Genomic DNA, 17,267 nt, shown 5'->3' on the forward strand with positions numbered 1-17,267 from the left:
CCATTTGCCCCTACCTAGTATGTAAATTGCGTTATGTCTTCAGCCCTTGCGCCTCACCCCACACTGCCGACTCCGCCGCCGTTGATGATGTCGGGGCCGGGGACATTTGCTTATTACACAATTACTGAACGCTGGCCGAAAATTGTCCGGCAGATTCAGGCGGAGCAGAATTTTGATGCGGCAGTTCAAGCCGAACTGACTGCACTGATAGATGAGCTATTGCACGGTACGGTTGAGCTGAACGTGAGCGGAGAGGAGCAAGCGGCATGGCGATCGCACATGTCACCGTATCAGGGGCAGTCCTGGTTCGAGGTGCCTTGGTTTCTGGCTGAAACCTACTTCTATCGCCGTATTCTAGACGCGACGGGTTACTTCAGTACCGATGAAGCTCAGGGCGTTGATCCCTTTGCCGTTCAAAAACAGCGAGGACTGAATCATGCGATCGCACCGCTCAGCACCCTCAGCCATCAGATTTGTCAGTGGTATGAATCAACGGATTGGAGTCCGGTGCCGTGGCGGCGGGACTGGATGCGGCGGCTGATGCTTGATGTGCTGTGGGGCAACCAAGCCGACCTCAGCCTGCGTCCTGGTGAAGCTACGAATCAGTCTGCTCAGCAGGAGGAGCAGATCCTGGTTAATGATGTCGAGACCGTTCTGGATCACCTGGAAAACTGCGATCGCACCCGTATTGATATCGTCACGGACAATGCCGGAGCAGAATTAGTCTGCGATCTATTCCTAGCTCATGCGCTGGTGGCAACGGGCAAAGCCGGACAGGTGCATCTGCATCTGAAAAACCATCCCACCTTTGTGTCGGATGCGACGGAGCGAGATGTTTATCAAACCCTGTGGCAGCTAGCAAATATGCAGACTAGTGGCGTTGATACCGAGGAGATTGATTCGGCAAATTTGGCTACGCTTCAATCGCTGGCGCTGGAAATTTCCGCCTATGTGGATCGGGGACAGATTCGTTTACAGACGCACCCCTTTTGGACATCGCCGCTACCTGCCTGGGAAATACCTGTGGATTTGCAGCAGGAGCTGGTGCGATCGCAGCTTGTCATTTTCAAAGGCGACGCCAACTATCGACGGCTGCTGGGCGATCGCACTTGGGAGTTCACCGAGTCGTTTCAGGCAGTTACCGACTATTTTTCGGCCCCGCTGCTGGCGCTGCGGACAGTTAAATCCAACATGGCAGTTGGATTAGATGCTGAGACAGTTACAGCGTTGTCGCAGACAAATACAGACTGGATGACAACTGGCGAATGGGGGCTCGTGCAGTTCAATAAACAGAAGCATTGAAGGGGATTTTGCCGTTTTGCGGCAAAATCCCCTTCATTATTGAGATGAATGTTAGTTTACTTGCCACCAACCCAAGCTAGGGCCAATGAAGCGAATCGTAATCCAGTACACAACCAGAAACACGATGCCGATCCAGGCTCCTTTGGTTGTCCAGTTTGAAAATTTTGCAGCCTGACTTTTGCGGATGGGAACCCACGGCAGAATATTTTCCTCTTTGCCGTAATCATCCCCTAGATGTTCTTTGCGACGTTTTGCCTCACCCATAATCTCTTAGTTGAATCGCTATAGTGTGTTGAAAATGCAGCTCAGCAACCGGGTTGTGACACCGAATCGAATCCAAATCAGCAGAACATGACCCAGCGCTTGAGTTTGATAATAGCGTCCTGACCTTATCACTGGGGACTGTATTGCAACATTGTTTTAAGCTTTGCTGCTCAGATGATCGAGGGATTGATGCGTTACGGCTAGCGCCTCACGCATCCTACAAATCTAGCGCCCAACACATCCTACAAAATCTGCATTGCGCTGTTGTTTTAAGCTTTAGTGCTCTAGCTCTCGTTGATCGTCAAAGAGGGTGATGTCAACGTAATTCAGCCGAGCGGCGGGGCTGAGGGCAGACAGCACTTGCTGACCATAGCTGCGGTGGTTGACGCGATTGTCTAGCAGCGCAACGACGCCTTGAGACCGACGGATAGGTGCGATCGCACGTTGCAGTTCACTGAGCGCATCCGGTAGCAAATAGAGGCGAAACCAGTCCTGCCGCTGTTTTTTGTAATAGGCGACTCGTCCGGCTACCAGGGGATGCTCCAGAGACGGTAGCGGCAATGTAGCAATAATTAGCAGGGATGGCGTCGGCAGCACACCCTGATGCTGTCGCCAGAATTCCCAGCCGGAAACCAGAATGCCGTTATCGTCCAAGCCTGTCCGCTCCACCTTGACCCGTGAGCCAAATTCGGCAGCGAGACTGGTACCCACGCGGGTTTTCAGCGGCATATCGCCAACCAGGACAACGGTGGTGCCCTGCACATCCGCCGTGATGTGTAAAAGGCTGCGAATTTCGCTCATCAGGGCCGACTGAAACTGCGGCTGATTGGGCATTGGCATCCGATCGGGAATGTAGAGCTGAATCAGATCGTGCTGGCGCTGGGGTAAAAACTTGAGACAGGTCATGTCACCGAGGCCTAGCCGCTGGCGATAGGTCGGGGCATCACTTTCTAAATCCAAGGCTCCACCGATCAGAACAACAGGCTGCTGTTCCCAAATGGGGGCTAGCTTCGTGGAAAGATTGGCAAAGTCGCAGTGCAGCGTGAACTGACCGTGCAGACGCGAAATTTCCGTCCAAGCAAACGCATTGGTGCTGCGGAACATCTGCCAAAACCGCTGCCAGGGCGCAGGCATTCGGTCATCGGGCAACGGATCGGGGGTGAGCGCCGCCATGCTCTGGTGCTGGATCTGGCTTGATGCCGATAACAAACGCCGCAGGTCGTGCAGCGTCTTCTGTTCCGGCTGATCCAAGACGTGGCAGTTGTAGGGATTTTCGGGGTGCTGAAAAATGATCCGCGTGAGCTGGATGCGGGCGTCTCGAATCGCATCTTGATGCTCCGGATAGGCCAGCATCAGCAAATCCCAGTCCTGTGGTTGGATTTGCACATTTAGCGCGGCCCGTCCCCAGGTTTCCAGATCGTCCACATTGTCAAACACAGTTGGAATGTTGGGTGGAAACTTGCCCTGGTTGTAAATGCGATCGCACAACCAAGCCTGGGGCGAAGTTAACAGCACACCAGCAAAGTGATCACCGGGCCAGGAATCGCCCACATGAATCGGCTTTGGGGTAGCAATCCACTGGCGCAGACGGGGAATTTCCACCTGAATCAATCGCTGCTGGAGATCTTCGGGCACGACCAGAATGACAGCGTCCGGCCAAATCAGTAGCGGCATTAAATAGCTCAGCCGATAGCGACCGTAGTAGCCAGCCGGAGGCCCCGCTTGAATCAAAGCGCTGCGGCCCACCCGTAACGCCCGCGCCACCAGTCGCGCCATCGTTAAATGGTGCGGCCATTGAGCCTCTCCCTGCTCTCGCAAAAAGGCTCGAAGTTGTTGATGTACCTCAGCTTCGATCACAGGCGTCCGTATCAGCTCAACTTGATCAGTAACTGTACTAAACCTAAAAAACAAAGACCAGGGGGGTGATCCTCCGGGACGTTCCCCCGGCCTTGATTTAAGTTGGTTTATGCCAGTTTACTTATTGAAATCCGTCAAAGACCTGCAATCCTTCTGGAAAAGGCACGATGGCCAGCTTTCCCAAAAGGATTAAGGTTGCTACTCATCTTCAATCTGACATGGTACTCATTGTGACACATCGCTCTCAGTTGTCCTGTGACCGGAGTGTCAGAAAAGCGATTTATCGCGGTAAACCGTTAGGTTGCTGCAATTCAATTAACTACTGCACGTAGGCTGGAACAGAATGAAAACTGGTTAGAAAATCCATGTCGTCTGTGGGCAAGCTTGACTAAAATAAGGGGCACTCAATTTTCGTCTTGTCCCCCTTGATATCCTATGAATAAGCGCGTTCGGTTTTCACGTTCACTCGGCTGGCTCGGTACTGCGATCGCAACCACTGTCCTCGTCCAGCCCACGGTTATCCATGCCCAACCGTCACCGGGAACCGTTACACCCGATCAGACAGTAGAATGCGAAATCCTAATTGTGGGCGGTGGCTTGGCTGGATCAGCCGCAGCCTATGAAAGTTTGCTGAAGGGGCGCACCGTCTGCATGACCGAGCTAACGGACTGGATGGGCGGCCAGATTTCATCTCAGGGGACGTCAGCCCTGGACGAAGCCCAGCGACAGCGGGCGCTACTGTTCTATCCCCGTGGCTACAACGAACTGCGGGCACGGATTGAAGACTACTATGGCGAACTCGATCCGGGTGGCTGCTGGGTAAGTGCCACCTGTTTTCTACCGCGCGATGCGGCGGAGATTATTCGCGAGCAGCTTGAAGAGGCCGAAGATGAGGGCGATGGCGAACTGAAGTGGTTCCCCAGCACAGTAATTAAGGATTTAGAACTGAGTGCGGATGGACGGCTGATTGAATCTGCGATCGCAATTCAGCATCAGCCTGCACCGGGTGCGCCGCCGCTGAATACTGAGCCGCTGTCGGCAGTGATTGAGGATATTTACCAGTATCAGGATTCCAGCCGCTTCACCAAGAACATTATTCGCTTCACGTCACCGACACCTGACCCCGAAGAAGCCGCAGAACCTCGCGCGGCGGATTGGTACATAATTGAAGCCACGGAAACGGGCGAAATCATTGCGCTGGCCGATGTGCCCTATCGCCTCGGCCTCGATCCGCGTTCCTATCTCAATCCGTCATCCCCTGTCACCGAGCAAGATCCCTACTGCACCCAAGGCTTTACCTACACGTTTGCGATGGAGCGGACAGAAGAACCGCAGCCGCAGCCAGAACCGTCCTTCTATGACCAGTATCAGCCCTACTACAGCTACGAGCGCCCACGGGAAACCAACGACTACTTTGACTATGTGTTTACCTATCGCCGGATTGCCACACCCGATCCCGACCCGGAGGAGCGGATGTTTGGCGTGGTCGCAACCAGCCCTGGCGATATTTCGATGCAGAACTGGACGTGGGGCAACGACTACCGACCGGGCACCGCAGAGGACAATTTGGTCTACAGCCGCGATCAGCTACAGGCAACGGGGCAACTGGAACCCGGTGGCTGGATGGGCGGTCTACGCACCGAAACGCTGCGACGCGGCGAGGAAAATGCCTATGGCTACTACTACTGGCTGGTTGAGGGCACAACGGATTCGCAACTGGGCGATGGTGTGAAAGAGCCAAATCCCAATCACATTTTCCTCTCTGGCTTTAACGCGCCAATGGGCACCGCGCACGGTCTGTCGAAGTATCCCTATATGCGCGAGGGACGGCGGATTATTGGTCGTCCGTCCTATGTGTTCCCGTCCGGATTTGCGGTGAATGAAATTGACATCTCGCGCCAGGATTTCAACAGCGACTACTATCGCAATACGCTGTCGGAAGACACCTATCGCTCGCTGCGACTGGCGCTAGCGGGACTACAAACTACACGAGCGATTGAGCAGTCGGTGCCAACGGGTGATATTCCAATTCGGACGCGATCGCGGATCTATCCCGATGCGGTGGGCATTGCTCAATATGCGATCGATTTTCATCCCTGTATGGAGTTTTCGCCACCGGAAGCTCCTGGCAATATCGAACGGACGGGCGTTCGGCAGGCTCATGGACAGGCGTATCCGGGCCAAATTCCGCTGCGAGCCATGATTCCTCAGGAGATTGATAACCTAATTGTGGCCAGCAAGAGTATCGCCACCAGTACGATTGCAGCGGCAGCCTATCGGGTGCATTCGTTTGAGTGGTCAGTCGGTGCAGCAGCGGGAACCACAGTGGATTATGCGCTGGAGCAAAATGTGTATCCCTATGAGCTGGTGGATGAGCTACCTCGACAAGAGCCAATGCTGGAAGAGTTGCAGCAACGCTTAGAAGCTAGCGGAAATCCCACTGCATTCCCCAACACGTCGATTTTCAATGAAGACTGGGCAGAATGGAGAGTTTGGTAGTTTATCAAGAGTAACGCTCTTGCTTCAAAGTTCAAAACATCTACAAGTTTAGCCAAATTGACCGTGTCAAATTTGGTTTTTTATTCCGTAAAAGTTACGATTGATGCAGCATGTGCAGGTTTCTTCTAGGAAATAGTTGGTGTTTAAGCTATCTGAGCAAGAATTAGATCACGCTTTTGAAGCAATTAATCATCATGGCTATAGTGCAATGTTGCCTGAGCCTGTGGAATGGACAGAAATTCAAAACAAATGGGAAGAAGTAAATGCTTATATTCAAGAGATAGATCTAGATACTTATGACCCATATAAGCCAATGAAGATATTTGCACCCAAAAGTAGAGCAAATATTCGAGTGGTGCATCTTTTACATCCTCAAGACCTCATTATATATACCGCACTAGTTTTACTGGTCAAGGATGATATTGAAGTACAGCGTTTATCAAAAAGATCGAAGCGTGTATTTTCATATAGAGTTGATCAGTCGAGAGCAGATAGGCTTTATGAAACACGAGGAGCACATGACTCGTATGTTGCTCAATTGCAAAAAAAAGCTGAAAAATCTAATATCAAGTTTGTCGGCATTGCAGATATTGCAGATTTCTATCCAAGGATCTACCAACATAGATTAGAAAATGTTGTTCAGACGGTTGCTACGAGTCAACGAGGTATAGATGTTGCTCGAGTATTAGTCAAAAAACTAATTTCCAACTTGATGGAACGCAATAGTTATGGTATACCAGTAGGGCCTTATGCATCTAGAATACTTGCAGAAGCAGTACTAGTTGATGTTGACTCATTTCTCTATTCAAACAACATAGATTTTGTCCGTTGGGTAGATGATTACAATATATTTTGCAAATCAGAATATGAAGCACAATCTAGTCTTTTCCGGCTAGGAGAGTGGCTATTTTCCAATCATGGATTAACTCTACAATCTGCCAAAACAAAGATATTGCCCACCTGTAGATATATAAAAGAAGTATTAGTAAAGCCTGATGAGAATCTAACAGATAGAGACTATGCTGTTGCCCTACTCAAAGATTTTCACGCTGTCTATGAAGATGAAAGCGATATTGAAGATACTTTGAGTGATGAGGAAGTTCAAGATGTTTTAGAACAGCTACAGAGTTTTGATCTTCGCGGAATGCTTCGACGATCCGTTTCCGATAAGGCTTTAGTTGATTATGAAATTGTCAATTATGTTTTAACGAGACTGCCCCGTATTCCAGATGTTCCAGAAGATCTTAAGCATGAAGTACTAGACTTAGTTATTGACAATGCTGAGTTGCTTTATCCAGCTTCTGAACATATTGCTAAATATGTCATTTCTTTTACTGGTTTACCACCAAAAGAAAAAAAGAAAATAGCTAAAAAGCTATTGAAGCCTTTAAGTAGCAAACGCAATCCACCACCCACATACTATGCGATGTGGATACTATATATCTTTAGCATGTCAGAGGATTGGAATCAGATAAAAGATATTATTAAAATTTATCAAAACTCAACTTCTGAAGTCGTGAAACGCTACGCTGCATTAGCTATTGCAAAAGGCGGATCGAGATCAGAGGCGCTTGTGATTAAAGATGATTTGGGTGCAGCGTCTGACCTACTTCGGCTCGCAATATTAATGGCTTCTCAAAAGTTAGGTAAGGACGAAAGAAAGCATTGGAAGCTATCGCATCAAGTCAATGGAATTATTGAAAAGGCTATCTGAATCTATAGTTGTAAATCTTCAGTTTTTGTCCCCGAAATTATAGATGACGCTGCAACAAACTGATGGGATAGAAAGTGCAATCATGAATGGCGCGATCGCACTTCAACCTAAGTCTGCACCATATCCATCAACTATGATCAAAGCAAGCGCTGCCATCCGTTGAGGTCTGTCCTGTGAACATTAGCTTAGATTTACCCGCAGAACTAGAAACCGAGCTATCCCAAGAAGCCGCTCGGCTCAACTTGCCCTTAGCAGAGTACATCTTACGCATCCTCACCGTTCGATCTCCATTGCAAAATCCGCCGAAAAATGGAGCAGAGCTTGTCGCCTACTGGGAAAAGGTCGGTGTGATTGGCTCCCGTCCGGATATTGAGATTGCTAAAGATAACCCCTGGCAACCCTTATTCGAGAGCTTGGATCAGTTCTCTGATGATTTCATGGCGATTAGAGATCAGCCATCACTCGATGTGCGAGAGGCATTCTAGATGCAGTATCTGCTTGACACTAACATCTGCATTTACCTGATCAAGCAAAAGCCTCTCAAAGTACTGGCACGCTTCCAAAGTCTTGTACCTTCAGATGTTGGCGTTTCATCAATTACCGTAGCGGAATTAGAATATGGCGTTTGTAAAAGCCAACAGCAAGAGAAAAACCGTAATGCTCTGATGCAGTTTTTAATTCCTCTCAAAATTGTTGAGTTTGATCAATCTGCTGCAACCATTTACGGCTCCATTAGAAGTGATCTCGAAAGTAGAGGTTTAGTCCTAGTTCCACCCAAGTTTGTGTTGAGTAGAATTGAGGCAGAGAGTTCAGCAGGCCAAAGCCGATGGCTCAGCAACGACGCAAGCGTGGCACAGCAGGCGATAAAACGATTTGTCTGCCCATTGCAGACGACCTTGACTACGAGGTCTTAGTAGAAGACCGGGAAGCCTTTCGCCAGTATCTCAACGAGCAGATCGCATCCCACCCGGAACTGTTTCCCGACGGGATTGAGGCAGGCTATCGCTTTCACGGATGGGTCGAGTCCTCTCGTCAACAGCTCAAGACCCGGCGGATTTTGCTGCCGAGTACCGGAGAGGCTTATCAACTGCGTCCCGATTTGGTGATGCCGTACATGAGCGAGACGGCGGAGATGGCCGACAAAGCGCTCTATTTAAGAAAGCATGGCCTGTCGTATGAGGGGATTGCCTATGTGCTGGGCCGTTCTGAGATGCACTGGTATCGGCTCTGTCAGTCGTTCGGTCGAGCCTCGATTGTGGGCAGTACCCTCAAAAGGGAAACGGCGCTCCCCCCATCTAGTTGCCGATGAGAAGCATTGTGATTGGCACGGGCAGCGAGTCTATCTGGCAGTGACAGCGGCGCAAGGGTGCGTCCTGGGAGCCAGTCTCAGTGCCAATGCGGGTCAGGATGGATTAACCGCAGCCTATGGGGTATTCCAGCAGGAAGCTGCCCATCATGTTCCCGACTATGCGCCCGAGACGGTGACGACTGATGGTTGGGAGGCCACCCGAGCCGCTTGGGAGGAGCTATTCCCTGGCCTGGTCTGGATTCTGTGCTTCCTGCATGAGGTGATTAAAATTCGCGATGGGTGCCGCTCTAAACCAGTCCTGGGTCAGCAACTAGCCGACAAGCTTTGGCATCTGTATCGGGGCCAGAGCAAACGTCACTTTGCTCAACGGTTGCGTCGGTTGCTGGAGTGGGTGAACACCCACGCGTTGCCCCAGGCCATTGACGCTCGCTTGCGACGCCTCAACGACAAATCTCACGTCTTCCAACGCGCCTTTGACTTCCCTGACGCCTATCGCACCAGCAATCAGGTTGACCGTCCGATGAACTATCTTGACCGCATCTTGTATGCCATGCAAGATTTTCATGGATTCTGGGACTCGGCGGAACAGTCGGTGCGCTCGATGGCCTTACTCTGGAACTTCCATCCCTTTTGTCGCAAGACTCGCAAAGCAATGGGCGGGTGCTTATGCCCCTTTGAGCAACTCAACGGCTTCCGCTATCACGACAACTGGGTTCGCAATTGGCTGATTGCCTCATCGTTGAATGGCAGAAGACCATTGCTCAGGAACGCTGACACAAAATAAGTTGGAACTAGGTTTAGTCATTGGTTCAATGGATATGCTGATAGCAGCTCACGCCTTGAGCCTTGGCGTTACACTTGTCAGCAATAACATTCGAGAATTTTCGCGTATCGCCAATCTGACCTTAGAAAACTGGGCAGCATGACATGCTGAATATTTTGCTCTGTGATGAATGAAGTGCGATCGCAACTCGCAGATAACGCTTTAACAGATTGATGGGATGGAAAGGGCAATCAGGAAGAGCGCGATCGCACTTTCCCCTCACGCGACAGGACTGATTGAAAACTGCGATTTCGCCAAATTGATTTTAATAGTACCTAATTATTAGTATTAGACAGATCTGTTCATACTCCGTTGGCTAACCTTCTATCGAAAATAATTGGAGACTAATCGCTGATGTCCATAGATGAACCTTCAGAGCAAAATGCTCATAATGTAGATCCCGTTGATGCTTACTTTGAGAAAAAACAACAAGAAGCGAAGCAGCTTAGAGCACAAGAGCTAGCGTTACAGTCGAAGAATAAAGGAGAACTGAAATTTATCAGTCGTATGTCACTTGATGTTATCAAGATCTTAGGTTTATGTGTTAGTTATGGTCAGCGGACAGCAGAGATTTCTGATAATTCCCTTGTAATTAGATCTACTGATGAGCTTGTGCAATCTGTAATATCAGTATGGACTCTGGTTGAACAAGGCTTAATTAATCCTATAAAAAGAGAACTTCGGTATATCACTGAAAGCTCAATTAAATATCTGTATGTAGATCAGCAAACTAGAAATATTCAAGATTCGCCCAAACTGCATGAGCGCATAGATTTTCTAGATGCCAACATCAAGCCTTCGATAGATATTCGAGAGCAGCTTGAACTTGAAGCGTTTCATCCAGATGATGCAAAGCAATTTATAGACGAGCTATATGACATATACCGAGAGTGCTGCGCTTATGTGCATGTTTCTCGACATCAAATAGAGGAAAGACTACGGTTAGCCGAAGCGGGGCGTTCTTTGGTATATAAGTCTGATCAAGACTTGCAGAAAATAAGCCGTTTAATATTTAGAGTTTACGATGTTGCGCTGGCATTATATTTTCATGGGTATGGATTATCTATGACAGGAGATATATTTATCGAAATTCTCGACGAAATACCACAGTGGAAATTTCATAAAGGCAAGTACGTTAGTGTTGTCTCAGCTTATTTTGATTACAAGCATGAGCGGAATATTAGGAAATATGGTGAATCAAGACCGTGGTCGCCGAATGGTTGGCCTCCAAAACGTCTGTAGAGCTGAACTCAAAATAAAAATATTAAAAATCTTGCCGTCTTAGCAGTTGTCTGACTGCGATCGCAATATCTGGGAAGGCTAAAGGACAAATTTCATTATCAATCAAGGTGCACTTTTCTCGATAGTTATCATCACCTGGGTCTCGAAAAATGACGAGTTCCATTCGTTTCAAATTAATTACCCAATACTCCAAAATGCCTGCTTGAGCATAGATTTTGGGTTTGACTTCCAGATCTTTTGCAAGGCTAGAATGTGAATATTCAACCAGCCAAAAAATATTTTCAGGATAGGGATGATGCTCCAGATAGACATCCCCTAAATCGTGAACCACGGCAATATCCGGTTCTGGTTCCGATTGATTGGGCAGAGTAATTGGCTTACCTTCGCGAACTTTGGCCCGACCGCGCAATAACTCACGGAAATAATCCGCCACATCGCTGCTTAAATGAGCGTGGGTTTCGCCTTCCGGGGACATTTCAACAATTTCTCCATTCAGCAACTCCACATGGCGATCATCCAAGATACCCGCCTTGATCATTTGATGATAGTCATCAAGCGACCATTTGCTGACAACAATGGCTGAGGAATTGGGTGGATTCATCAGAAATTCCTCTACTGCACGAATGATTTGACTCTATTCTAAAAAGTTTTGGCTAACCCCAGCATCGGGAATTGTGATAGTTGGCTAGATGAGGAGTGTGAGGAAGTGCAATAGAGTGCGATCGCACTTTCTTAGATATTCCCGCTTGTCAGACAAAGGATTTTCGCGAAAGATTAGCTACAGAACACAGATCGCTAATATGGTTTTATTGTCAGGTTAGGGGCACAAGCCATCCGTAGCCCAGAGCGTACGCCGCTGGTGCTGTGGCTGCCGTAGACTGTTTTCTGTTGGAACTAGGGAATAACGAGAGAGAGAGAACTGCCGTGAGTAACAGTTTTAACGCTAAAAAAACGCTGTCTGTCAACGGGAAAGACTATCAGATTTACAGTCTGCCCAACGCGGCTGAGAAATTAGGCGATATCAGTCGCTTGCCATATAGCCTGAAAGTGTTGCTAGAGAACCTGCTGCGTAATGAAGACGGTCGCACCGTATCTGCCGACGATGTCCAGGCTGTTGCCGACTGGCTGAAGACCCAATCGTCCACCCGTGAGATTGCCTATCGGCCTGCGCGAGTGCTAATGCAGGACTTCACGGGCGTTCCAGCCGTGGTGGATTTGGCAGCCATGCGGGATGCCATTGTCAATTTAGGTGGCGACCCCAAGAAGATTAATCCGCTTTCGCCCGTAGACCTGGTGATTGACCACTCGGTGATGGTGGATTCTTTTGGTTCCGCCAACGCCTTCTTAGAGAACGTTAAATATGAGTTTCAGCGCAACAAGGAACGCTACGCCTTTCTGCGCTGGGGTCAAAATGCGTTTGATAACTTCCGCGTGGTGCCACCGGGAACTGGAATTTGCCACCAGGTCAACTTGGAGTATTTGGCTCAGGTGGTTTGGACGAAAGAGCAAAACGGCGAAACCGTTGCCTATCCCGATACGCTGGTGGGCACCGACAGCCACACGACGATGATTAACGGTTTGTCGGTTCTCGGCTGGGGCGTCGGCGGCATTGAAGCAGAAGCGGCGATGCTGGGACAGCCGATTTCCATGCTGATTCCGGAGGTGGTGGGTTTTAAGCTGACCGGTCAACTGCCGGAAGGCGCGACTGCAACCGACTTGGTACTGACCGTCACCCAAATGCTGCGGCAGAAGGGCGTTGTCGGCAAGTTCGTTGAATTTTATGGCCCTGGATTATCTCATCTAACTCTGGCCGATCGCGCCACCATCAGCAACATGGCTCCAGAATATGGCGCAACCTGCGGCTTCTTCCCCATTGATGACGAGACGATTACCTATCTGAAGTTCACGGGTCGGGATGCGGATCGGATTGCCCTGGTGGAAGCCTATGCTAAAGAGCAGGGTATGTGGCGCTATGACGATACGCCCGATCCAGTTTTCACCGATTCCCTAGAGCTGGATCTCTCGACTGTTGAGCCTTCCCTAGCTGGGCCAAAGCGTCCCCAGGATCGAGTCCTTTTGTCGAATGTAGCCGCTCAGTTCAAGGAGAGCGACTTTCCGACGTTCAGTAACCTGTCCTACGACCAACAGCGGTCAGTGGCAGTGGCAGGGACAGATTACGAACTGAGCGATGGCGATGTGGTGATTGCCGCGATCACGAGCTGCACGAACACCTCCAATCCTTCCGTCATGATTGGCGCGGGTCTGGTTGCTCGCAAAGCGCTAGAAAAAGGCTTGACCGTGAAGCCCTGGGTGAAAACCTCTCTGGCTCCTGGTAGCCAGGTGGTGTCTGATTACTTGGAACGGGCAGGTTTGCAAACCGATCTCGATCAACTGGGCTTTAACCTGGTTGGCTACGGCTGCACCACCTGTATTGGCAACTCTGGGCCACTGCCGGAACCAATCGTCAAAGCGATTGACGAAAAAGATCTGGTGGTTGGCGCGGTTCTCTCCGGCAACCGTAACTTTGAAGGTCGGGTCAGTCCGCAGACCAAGTGTAACTATCTGGCGTCGCCGCCGCTGGTCGTTGCCTATGCGATCGCAGGTAATCTCTCAATTGATCTCAAAACTGAACCCATCGGCCATGACAAAGACGGCAATCCGGTTTACCTGAAGGACATTTGGCCGACGACAGCAGAGATTAAGGCGGTGATTGAAGAAGCGCTGACGCCGGAAATGTATCAGAGCCGCTACGGTAATGTGTTCAGCGGCAATGAAGAGTGGCGCAGCATCGACACGGTTGATAGCCAAACCTACGACTGGAAGTCCGATAGTACCTACGTTCAGAATCCGCCGTTCTTTGAGGGGATGGCCGCTGAAGTGAATGGTGGCGGTTTTGCCGAGATTAAGAATGCTCGTCCGCTGGCTATTTTGGGCGACAGCATTACCACCGACCACATTTCTCCGGCAGGCGCGATTAAGTCTGATAGTCCGGCGGGTAGCTATCTAACTGACAATAATGTCGTCCCGCTCGACTTCAACTCCTACGGTTCCCGTCGCGGCAACCATGAAGTGATGATGCGCGGCACCTTTGCCAATATTCGCTTGAAAAACGAGATGGTGCCCGGTTCCTCCGGTGGCGTGACCAAATACATGCCCGCTGGGGAGGAAATGTCGATCTATGATGCGGCGATGAAGTATGTGGCCGAAGGTACGCAACTGGTGGTGATTGCGGGTAAAGAATACGGCACGGGTTCCTCCCGTGACTGGGCGGCCAAGGGCACTCGTCTGCTGGGTGTAAAAGCGGTTGTGGCCGAGAGCTACGAGCGGATTCACCGTTCCAACCTAATCGGCATGGGCGTCCTACCGCTCCAGTTCCAGGCTGGTACGAATCGCCAAACGCTCGCTCTAGAGGGTACAGAAACGTTTGACATCACTGGCATCAGTGGCGGCATCAAGCCCGGTATGACCGTGACGATGACGGTTCACTCAGCAGATGGTTCAACTCAAGACGTAGAACTGCTCTGTCGGATCGATACCGAGGACGAAGTGGAATACTACCGCAACGGTGGCATTCTCCACTACGTTCTGCGGCAACTGGCTACGGCTTAATTCAGTTAATTGAATAAAAAAAGCGCCCCACTGGGGCGCTTTTTTATTAGCAATCTTTTACTAGCAAGCTACAGACCTATTGAAGTGCGTTGGAAGCCTCTTCTAGACCTAAGTCAAACGTAATTTCATGGATACCAGGAATTTCCTTGATTTCATCCACAACCTTACGGGCAACATCTTGATTTTCTACGGTACCGGATACACGCACTGAACCGTTAGAAACTGCAACCGCTAGGTCATCACGCACATCTTTGACGCGGCTCTTTAACGTTTCATCAGAAACGGTTCTACCGCCGAGCTGATCGTTCGCGTATTCAATGCCGCTGTACTGGCTACCCGGTGAGCTTTGCTTCAACTGCTCTTGTGGAACCGCAGGATTCTCAGTAATACCCTCATCGGACGCAGCCTGAGCCGCGATCGCAGGAGCTGTACTCAATCCCAGTAGGCAAACCGCTAGCGCCAACGCGATCACGGTGTCCTTGAGATGCGATCGCAGAAGGCCAACTGTCCAAAATGCAGCAAGGGCAATAAGACTGACTATTAAAACAGTATCAAAGTTCATAAGTTAGGATTTCCTTTTTCGAATCAATGTTTAGCAATATGCGTTAATAAATGCAACAAACAAACTGCTGATTTAGTTTGTCTGCCGAGACGCAAATTGCTCGACTTCTGGTCAATGTGAAACAACACAAAATCGCGCAATGTCTATTTGCAAATCCATGCGTACGTATGGATTTAGAATGCTTCATAAAAGTAGCAGTATAAAAACAAGCAGTATTGCTAACTCATTACTGACGAACCTAAACTCGTGTCGAATCAAAGCTCGCGCATGTACATCATAGATTGCGCTATATTTTGCTGTCTTCAAACTAAAAGTCCAGCTTTAAGAGTAGGGAATAAATGTAATTTACGAATCCCACTGTAGGCTCAGTCTTGATCCCGAACCTGATCCCAACCCGTTCTAGCGACATAGTTCATCAGATAGAGCAAAAAGATGTACTAGGTGCTGCACATTACATTATGCATATTGGATGACCTAATTTGGTTCAGATTTCATCTCTTGAGTTAATTTGTAAATAGTTAATCACTGCAAATATAGAAGTACATTTGCAAACCGCCGCAAAGGGATGAATTAAAGGTATACAGCAATCTCAAACAGGACATGAACAGTAACCATACATGAAGGCTTTCTCAAAGATGAAGGTTTGCAGATGAGTCGCCAGATAAAAGAGGAGTTTGACCGAGCGAAAGGAGTGGCACAAGCGGGCAAATTTACGACTAAATCGCTTGGCCTGTAACCAAACATCTTCGACCGGATTTTGCTCGGGTGCATTAGGCGCAAGCTGAATGCAAGTGAGTTTCCAGTGCTGCTCTCGAGTACCATGATTCTGTTGACTCAGGTAGTTGCGAACCACCTTGGAACGGTGGTAGCTGGCTCCATCCCAGATGATGAAAAAGCGAGTGGACTCATCATACTGAGATTGAAGATACTTCAGAAAGGCCACGGTATTGTGCTGATTGCCTGCCTCATACTCATGAATAACAAAGCTCTTGCTCAAATAGTCCAAGGCTCCATAGTAGGTCTGCCGCTCTCGAATGGAGGCAATGGGGATGTCCACTCGCTGATTGCGCCGACTCCATCCATATCCACGGAGGTCTCCCCAGAGCAGATGGCACTCATCGAGAAACATCACTCGCACCTGCCCACTGGCGATCTCGGCTCGCCACTGAACCAGCAACTGTTGAATCTCGGCTTTTTTGCCTCGACTTTGGCCTCCTCTTGGCCCGGATGCACCGAGTGGGATTTCTTCCAGCTAAACCCTGCGTCTTTGAGCAGTTGGGTATAGCTTTGGGCTGAGCGATAGAGCACTCCATAGCGCTCTTCAATCTGCTCAACAAGCTCCTCTAGTGTCCACCAGTTTTTCTGCTGCAACCACTCAAAGATGTCCTGTTTCTGCTCGGCGCTTAAATAGCCTTGGGTGCCCCAGTAGTGGGATTTCAGTCCCTCGACTCCTCGCTCTTCATAGCGCTGGTGACTCGCACTAATAAATCCCAGAGAAACCTGTAGGATATCTCGGATCGCCCGATAGCTTTGACCTCTCTGGTGCAGTTGCACGGCCAAGGCGCGTTTCAGTTCTTGGGCAGAGGGATTACTTTGGATAAATTCTTCCAGGGAGGTCATGGCTGATTTACTTCGGTGAGGATAACTCTTTATTCTATTCTCCCTCGTTCATTACCTATTTGTGATTGCTGTAAATTTGATCCTTGTATTCTGCACTTCAATCAAATTTGCATTGGAACTAGATTTGCATTAGTACAAGTCAGCTAGAAAAACTTAACAATAAGTGAGTCAAAAACTTGACGCCTCAACTTAATTAATTCCTGGAAAGTAGGCGGTTGATCTGTTTTTCCATGTATTTACCAACCTGTATCAGCCATGAAGCGTCTACATCAAATCATCAACTCATTACAGCCACAAACCGAAGAAAAGACTGGAATTGAGGCTTTAGCCCAAATTTCACGAATTGATTTAGCCCAAGGTGGTGTAATTTATCCTAAAATTCAATTTCAGTCTCGATCACGCCCGAGGCAACGTCGAGGTTCGCAACGTCAGACAGAATAGCTGTAAAGCATGAGGCTTCACGCTT

General features: G+C 49.2%; 15 protein-coding genes. 9 read left to right on the plus strand and 6 right to left on the minus strand.

Features of this window, described 5'->3' with window-relative positions:
* Positions 1-33: 33 nt before the first annotated feature.
* The gene (locus tag AC286M_RS16430; protein ID WP_488205416.1) at positions 34-1,302 is read left to right on the plus strand and encodes a damage-control phosphatase ARMT1 family protein; all 1,269 of its coding nucleotides are present in this window, start codon (positions 34-36) and stop codon (positions 1,300-1,302) included.
* Positions 1,303-1,353: 51 nt separating this feature from the next.
* Here AC286M_RS16430 and AC286M_RS16435 read toward each other — a convergent pair whose 3' ends face one another.
* Positions 1,354-1,566 carry a DUF2839 domain-containing protein gene (locus AC286M_RS16435; RefSeq protein WP_488205417.1) on the minus strand — a complete coding sequence of 71 codons (213 nt, stop codon included), beginning with the start codon at positions 1,564-1,566 and terminating at the stop codon, positions 1,354-1,356.
* A 276-nt stretch (positions 1,567-1,842) separates the two neighbouring features.
* Positions 1,843-3,477: a helicase C-terminal domain-containing protein gene (locus tag AC286M_RS16440; RefSeq protein ID WP_488205418.1), complete on the minus strand. Its 1,635-nt coding sequence runs from the start codon at positions 3,475-3,477 to the stop codon at positions 1,843-1,845.
* A 381-nt stretch (positions 3,478-3,858) separates the two neighbouring features.
* On the opposite strand from AC286M_RS16440, the gene AC286M_RS16445 reads away from it, so the two are divergent.
* The 7 genes from AC286M_RS16445 (at position 3,859) to AC286M_RS16475 (ending at position 11,010) form a co-directional block, all read left to right on the plus strand.
* Entirely contained in the window at positions 3,859-5,922 is a 2,064-nt protein-coding gene (locus AC286M_RS16445) for an FAD-dependent oxidoreductase (protein ID WP_488205419.1), read from the plus strand.
* A 139-nt stretch (positions 5,923-6,061) separates the two neighbouring features.
* On the plus strand, positions 6,062-7,636 hold the full coding sequence (locus AC286M_RS16450; protein ID WP_488205420.1) for an RNA-directed DNA polymerase: 1,575 nt from the start codon (positions 6,062-6,064) through the stop codon (positions 7,634-7,636).
* 173 nt (positions 7,637-7,809) lie between these two features.
* Positions 7,810-8,121 carry an antitoxin gene (locus AC286M_RS16455; protein ID WP_488205421.1) on the plus strand — a complete coding sequence of 104 codons (312 nt, stop codon included), beginning with the start codon at positions 7,810-7,812 and terminating at the stop codon, positions 8,119-8,121.
* The gene (locus AC286M_RS16460; RefSeq protein WP_488205422.1) at positions 8,122-8,550 is read left to right on the plus strand and encodes a type II toxin-antitoxin system VapC family toxin; all 429 of its coding nucleotides are present in this window, start codon (positions 8,122-8,124) and stop codon (positions 8,548-8,550) included.
* Positions 8,463-8,945: a hypothetical protein gene (locus tag AC286M_RS16465; RefSeq protein ID WP_488203899.1), complete on the plus strand. Its 483-nt coding sequence runs from the start codon at positions 8,463-8,465 to the stop codon at positions 8,943-8,945. Before AC286M_RS16460 ends, AC286M_RS16465 begins: the two co-directional genes overlap by 88 nt.
* A 40-nt stretch (positions 8,946-8,985) precedes the next feature.
* Positions 8,986-9,729, plus strand: a complete 744-nt coding sequence (locus tag AC286M_RS16470) for a hypothetical protein (protein WP_488202632.1) — start codon at positions 8,986-8,988, stop codon at positions 9,727-9,729.
* A 393-nt stretch (positions 9,730-10,122) separates the two neighbouring features.
* Positions 10,123-11,010, plus strand: a complete 888-nt coding sequence (locus AC286M_RS16475; protein ID WP_488205423.1) for a hypothetical protein — start codon at positions 10,123-10,125, stop codon at positions 11,008-11,010.
* A 22-nt stretch (positions 11,011-11,032) separates the two neighbouring features.
* Here the strand turns inward: AC286M_RS16475 and AC286M_RS16480 are convergent, their stop codons facing one another.
* Positions 11,033-11,611 (minus strand): Uma2 family endonuclease, encoded by a 579-nt coding sequence (locus AC286M_RS16480; RefSeq protein ID WP_488205424.1) that lies wholly within the window; start codon positions 11,609-11,611, stop codon positions 11,033-11,035.
* 323 nt (positions 11,612-11,934) lie between these two features.
* On the opposite strand from AC286M_RS16480, the gene acnA reads away from it, so the two are divergent.
* The gene (gene acnA, locus AC286M_RS16485; protein ID WP_488205425.1) at positions 11,935-14,619 is read left to right on the plus strand and encodes an aconitate hydratase AcnA; all 2,685 of its coding nucleotides are present in this window, start codon (positions 11,935-11,937) and stop codon (positions 14,617-14,619) included.
* Positions 14,620-14,695: 76 nt separating this feature from the next.
* Here acnA and AC286M_RS16490 read toward each other — a convergent pair whose 3' ends face one another.
* The 3 genes from AC286M_RS16490 to AC286M_RS16500 all read right to left on the minus strand — a co-directional run bounded on the left by AC286M_RS16490 (position 14,696) and on the right by AC286M_RS16500 (position 16,801).
* Positions 14,696-15,181, minus strand: a complete 486-nt coding sequence (locus tag AC286M_RS16490) for a BON domain-containing protein (RefSeq protein ID WP_488205426.1) — start codon at positions 15,179-15,181, stop codon at positions 14,696-14,698.
* A 589-nt stretch (positions 15,182-15,770) separates the two neighbouring features.
* Entirely contained in the window at positions 15,771-16,358 is a 588-nt protein-coding gene (locus tag AC286M_RS16495) for a transposase (protein WP_488203438.1), read from the minus strand.
* A complete protein-coding gene (locus AC286M_RS16500; RefSeq protein WP_488203439.1) occupies positions 16,310-16,801 on the minus strand; it encodes a helix-turn-helix domain-containing protein in 492 nt (163 codons plus the stop codon). Before AC286M_RS16500 ends, AC286M_RS16495 begins: the two co-directional genes overlap by 49 nt.
* Between the last annotated feature and the right edge of the window lie 466 nt (positions 16,802-17,267).

Source organism: Thainema salinarum CENA647, from assembly GCF_057732415.1.

Bases quoted from the DNA above. Each gene is read 5' to 3' on its own strand.
- AC286M_RS16465 (WP_488203899.1), top strand. From the start codon at position 8,463: ATGGCTCAGCAACGACGCAAGCGTGGCACAGCAGGCGATAAAACGATT.
- AC286M_RS16435 (WP_488205417.1), bottom strand. From the start codon at position 1,566: ATGGGTGAGGCAAAACGTCGCAAAGAACATCTAGGGGATGATTACGGC.
- AC286M_RS16490 (WP_488205426.1), bottom strand. From the start codon at position 15,181: ATGAACTTTGATACTGTTTTAATAGTCAGTCTTATTGCCCTTGCTGCA.
- AC286M_RS16460 (WP_488205422.1), top strand. From the start codon at position 8,122: ATGCAGTATCTGCTTGACACTAACATCTGCATTTACCTGATCAAGCAA.
- AC286M_RS16500 (WP_488203439.1), bottom strand. From the start codon at position 16,801: ATGACCTCCCTGGAAGAATTTATCCAAAGTAATCCCTCTGCCCAAGAA.
- AC286M_RS16480 (WP_488205424.1), bottom strand. From the start codon at position 11,611: ATGAATCCACCCAATTCCTCAGCCATTGTTGTCAGCAAATGGTCGCTT.
- AC286M_RS16445 (WP_488205419.1), top strand. From the start codon at position 3,859: ATGAATAAGCGCGTTCGGTTTTCACGTTCACTCGGCTGGCTCGGTACT.
- AC286M_RS16430 (WP_488205416.1), top strand. From the start codon at position 34: ATGTCTTCAGCCCTTGCGCCTCACCCCACACTGCCGACTCCGCCGCCG.
- AC286M_RS16475 (WP_488205423.1), top strand. From the start codon at position 10,123: ATGTCCATAGATGAACCTTCAGAGCAAAATGCTCATAATGTAGATCCC.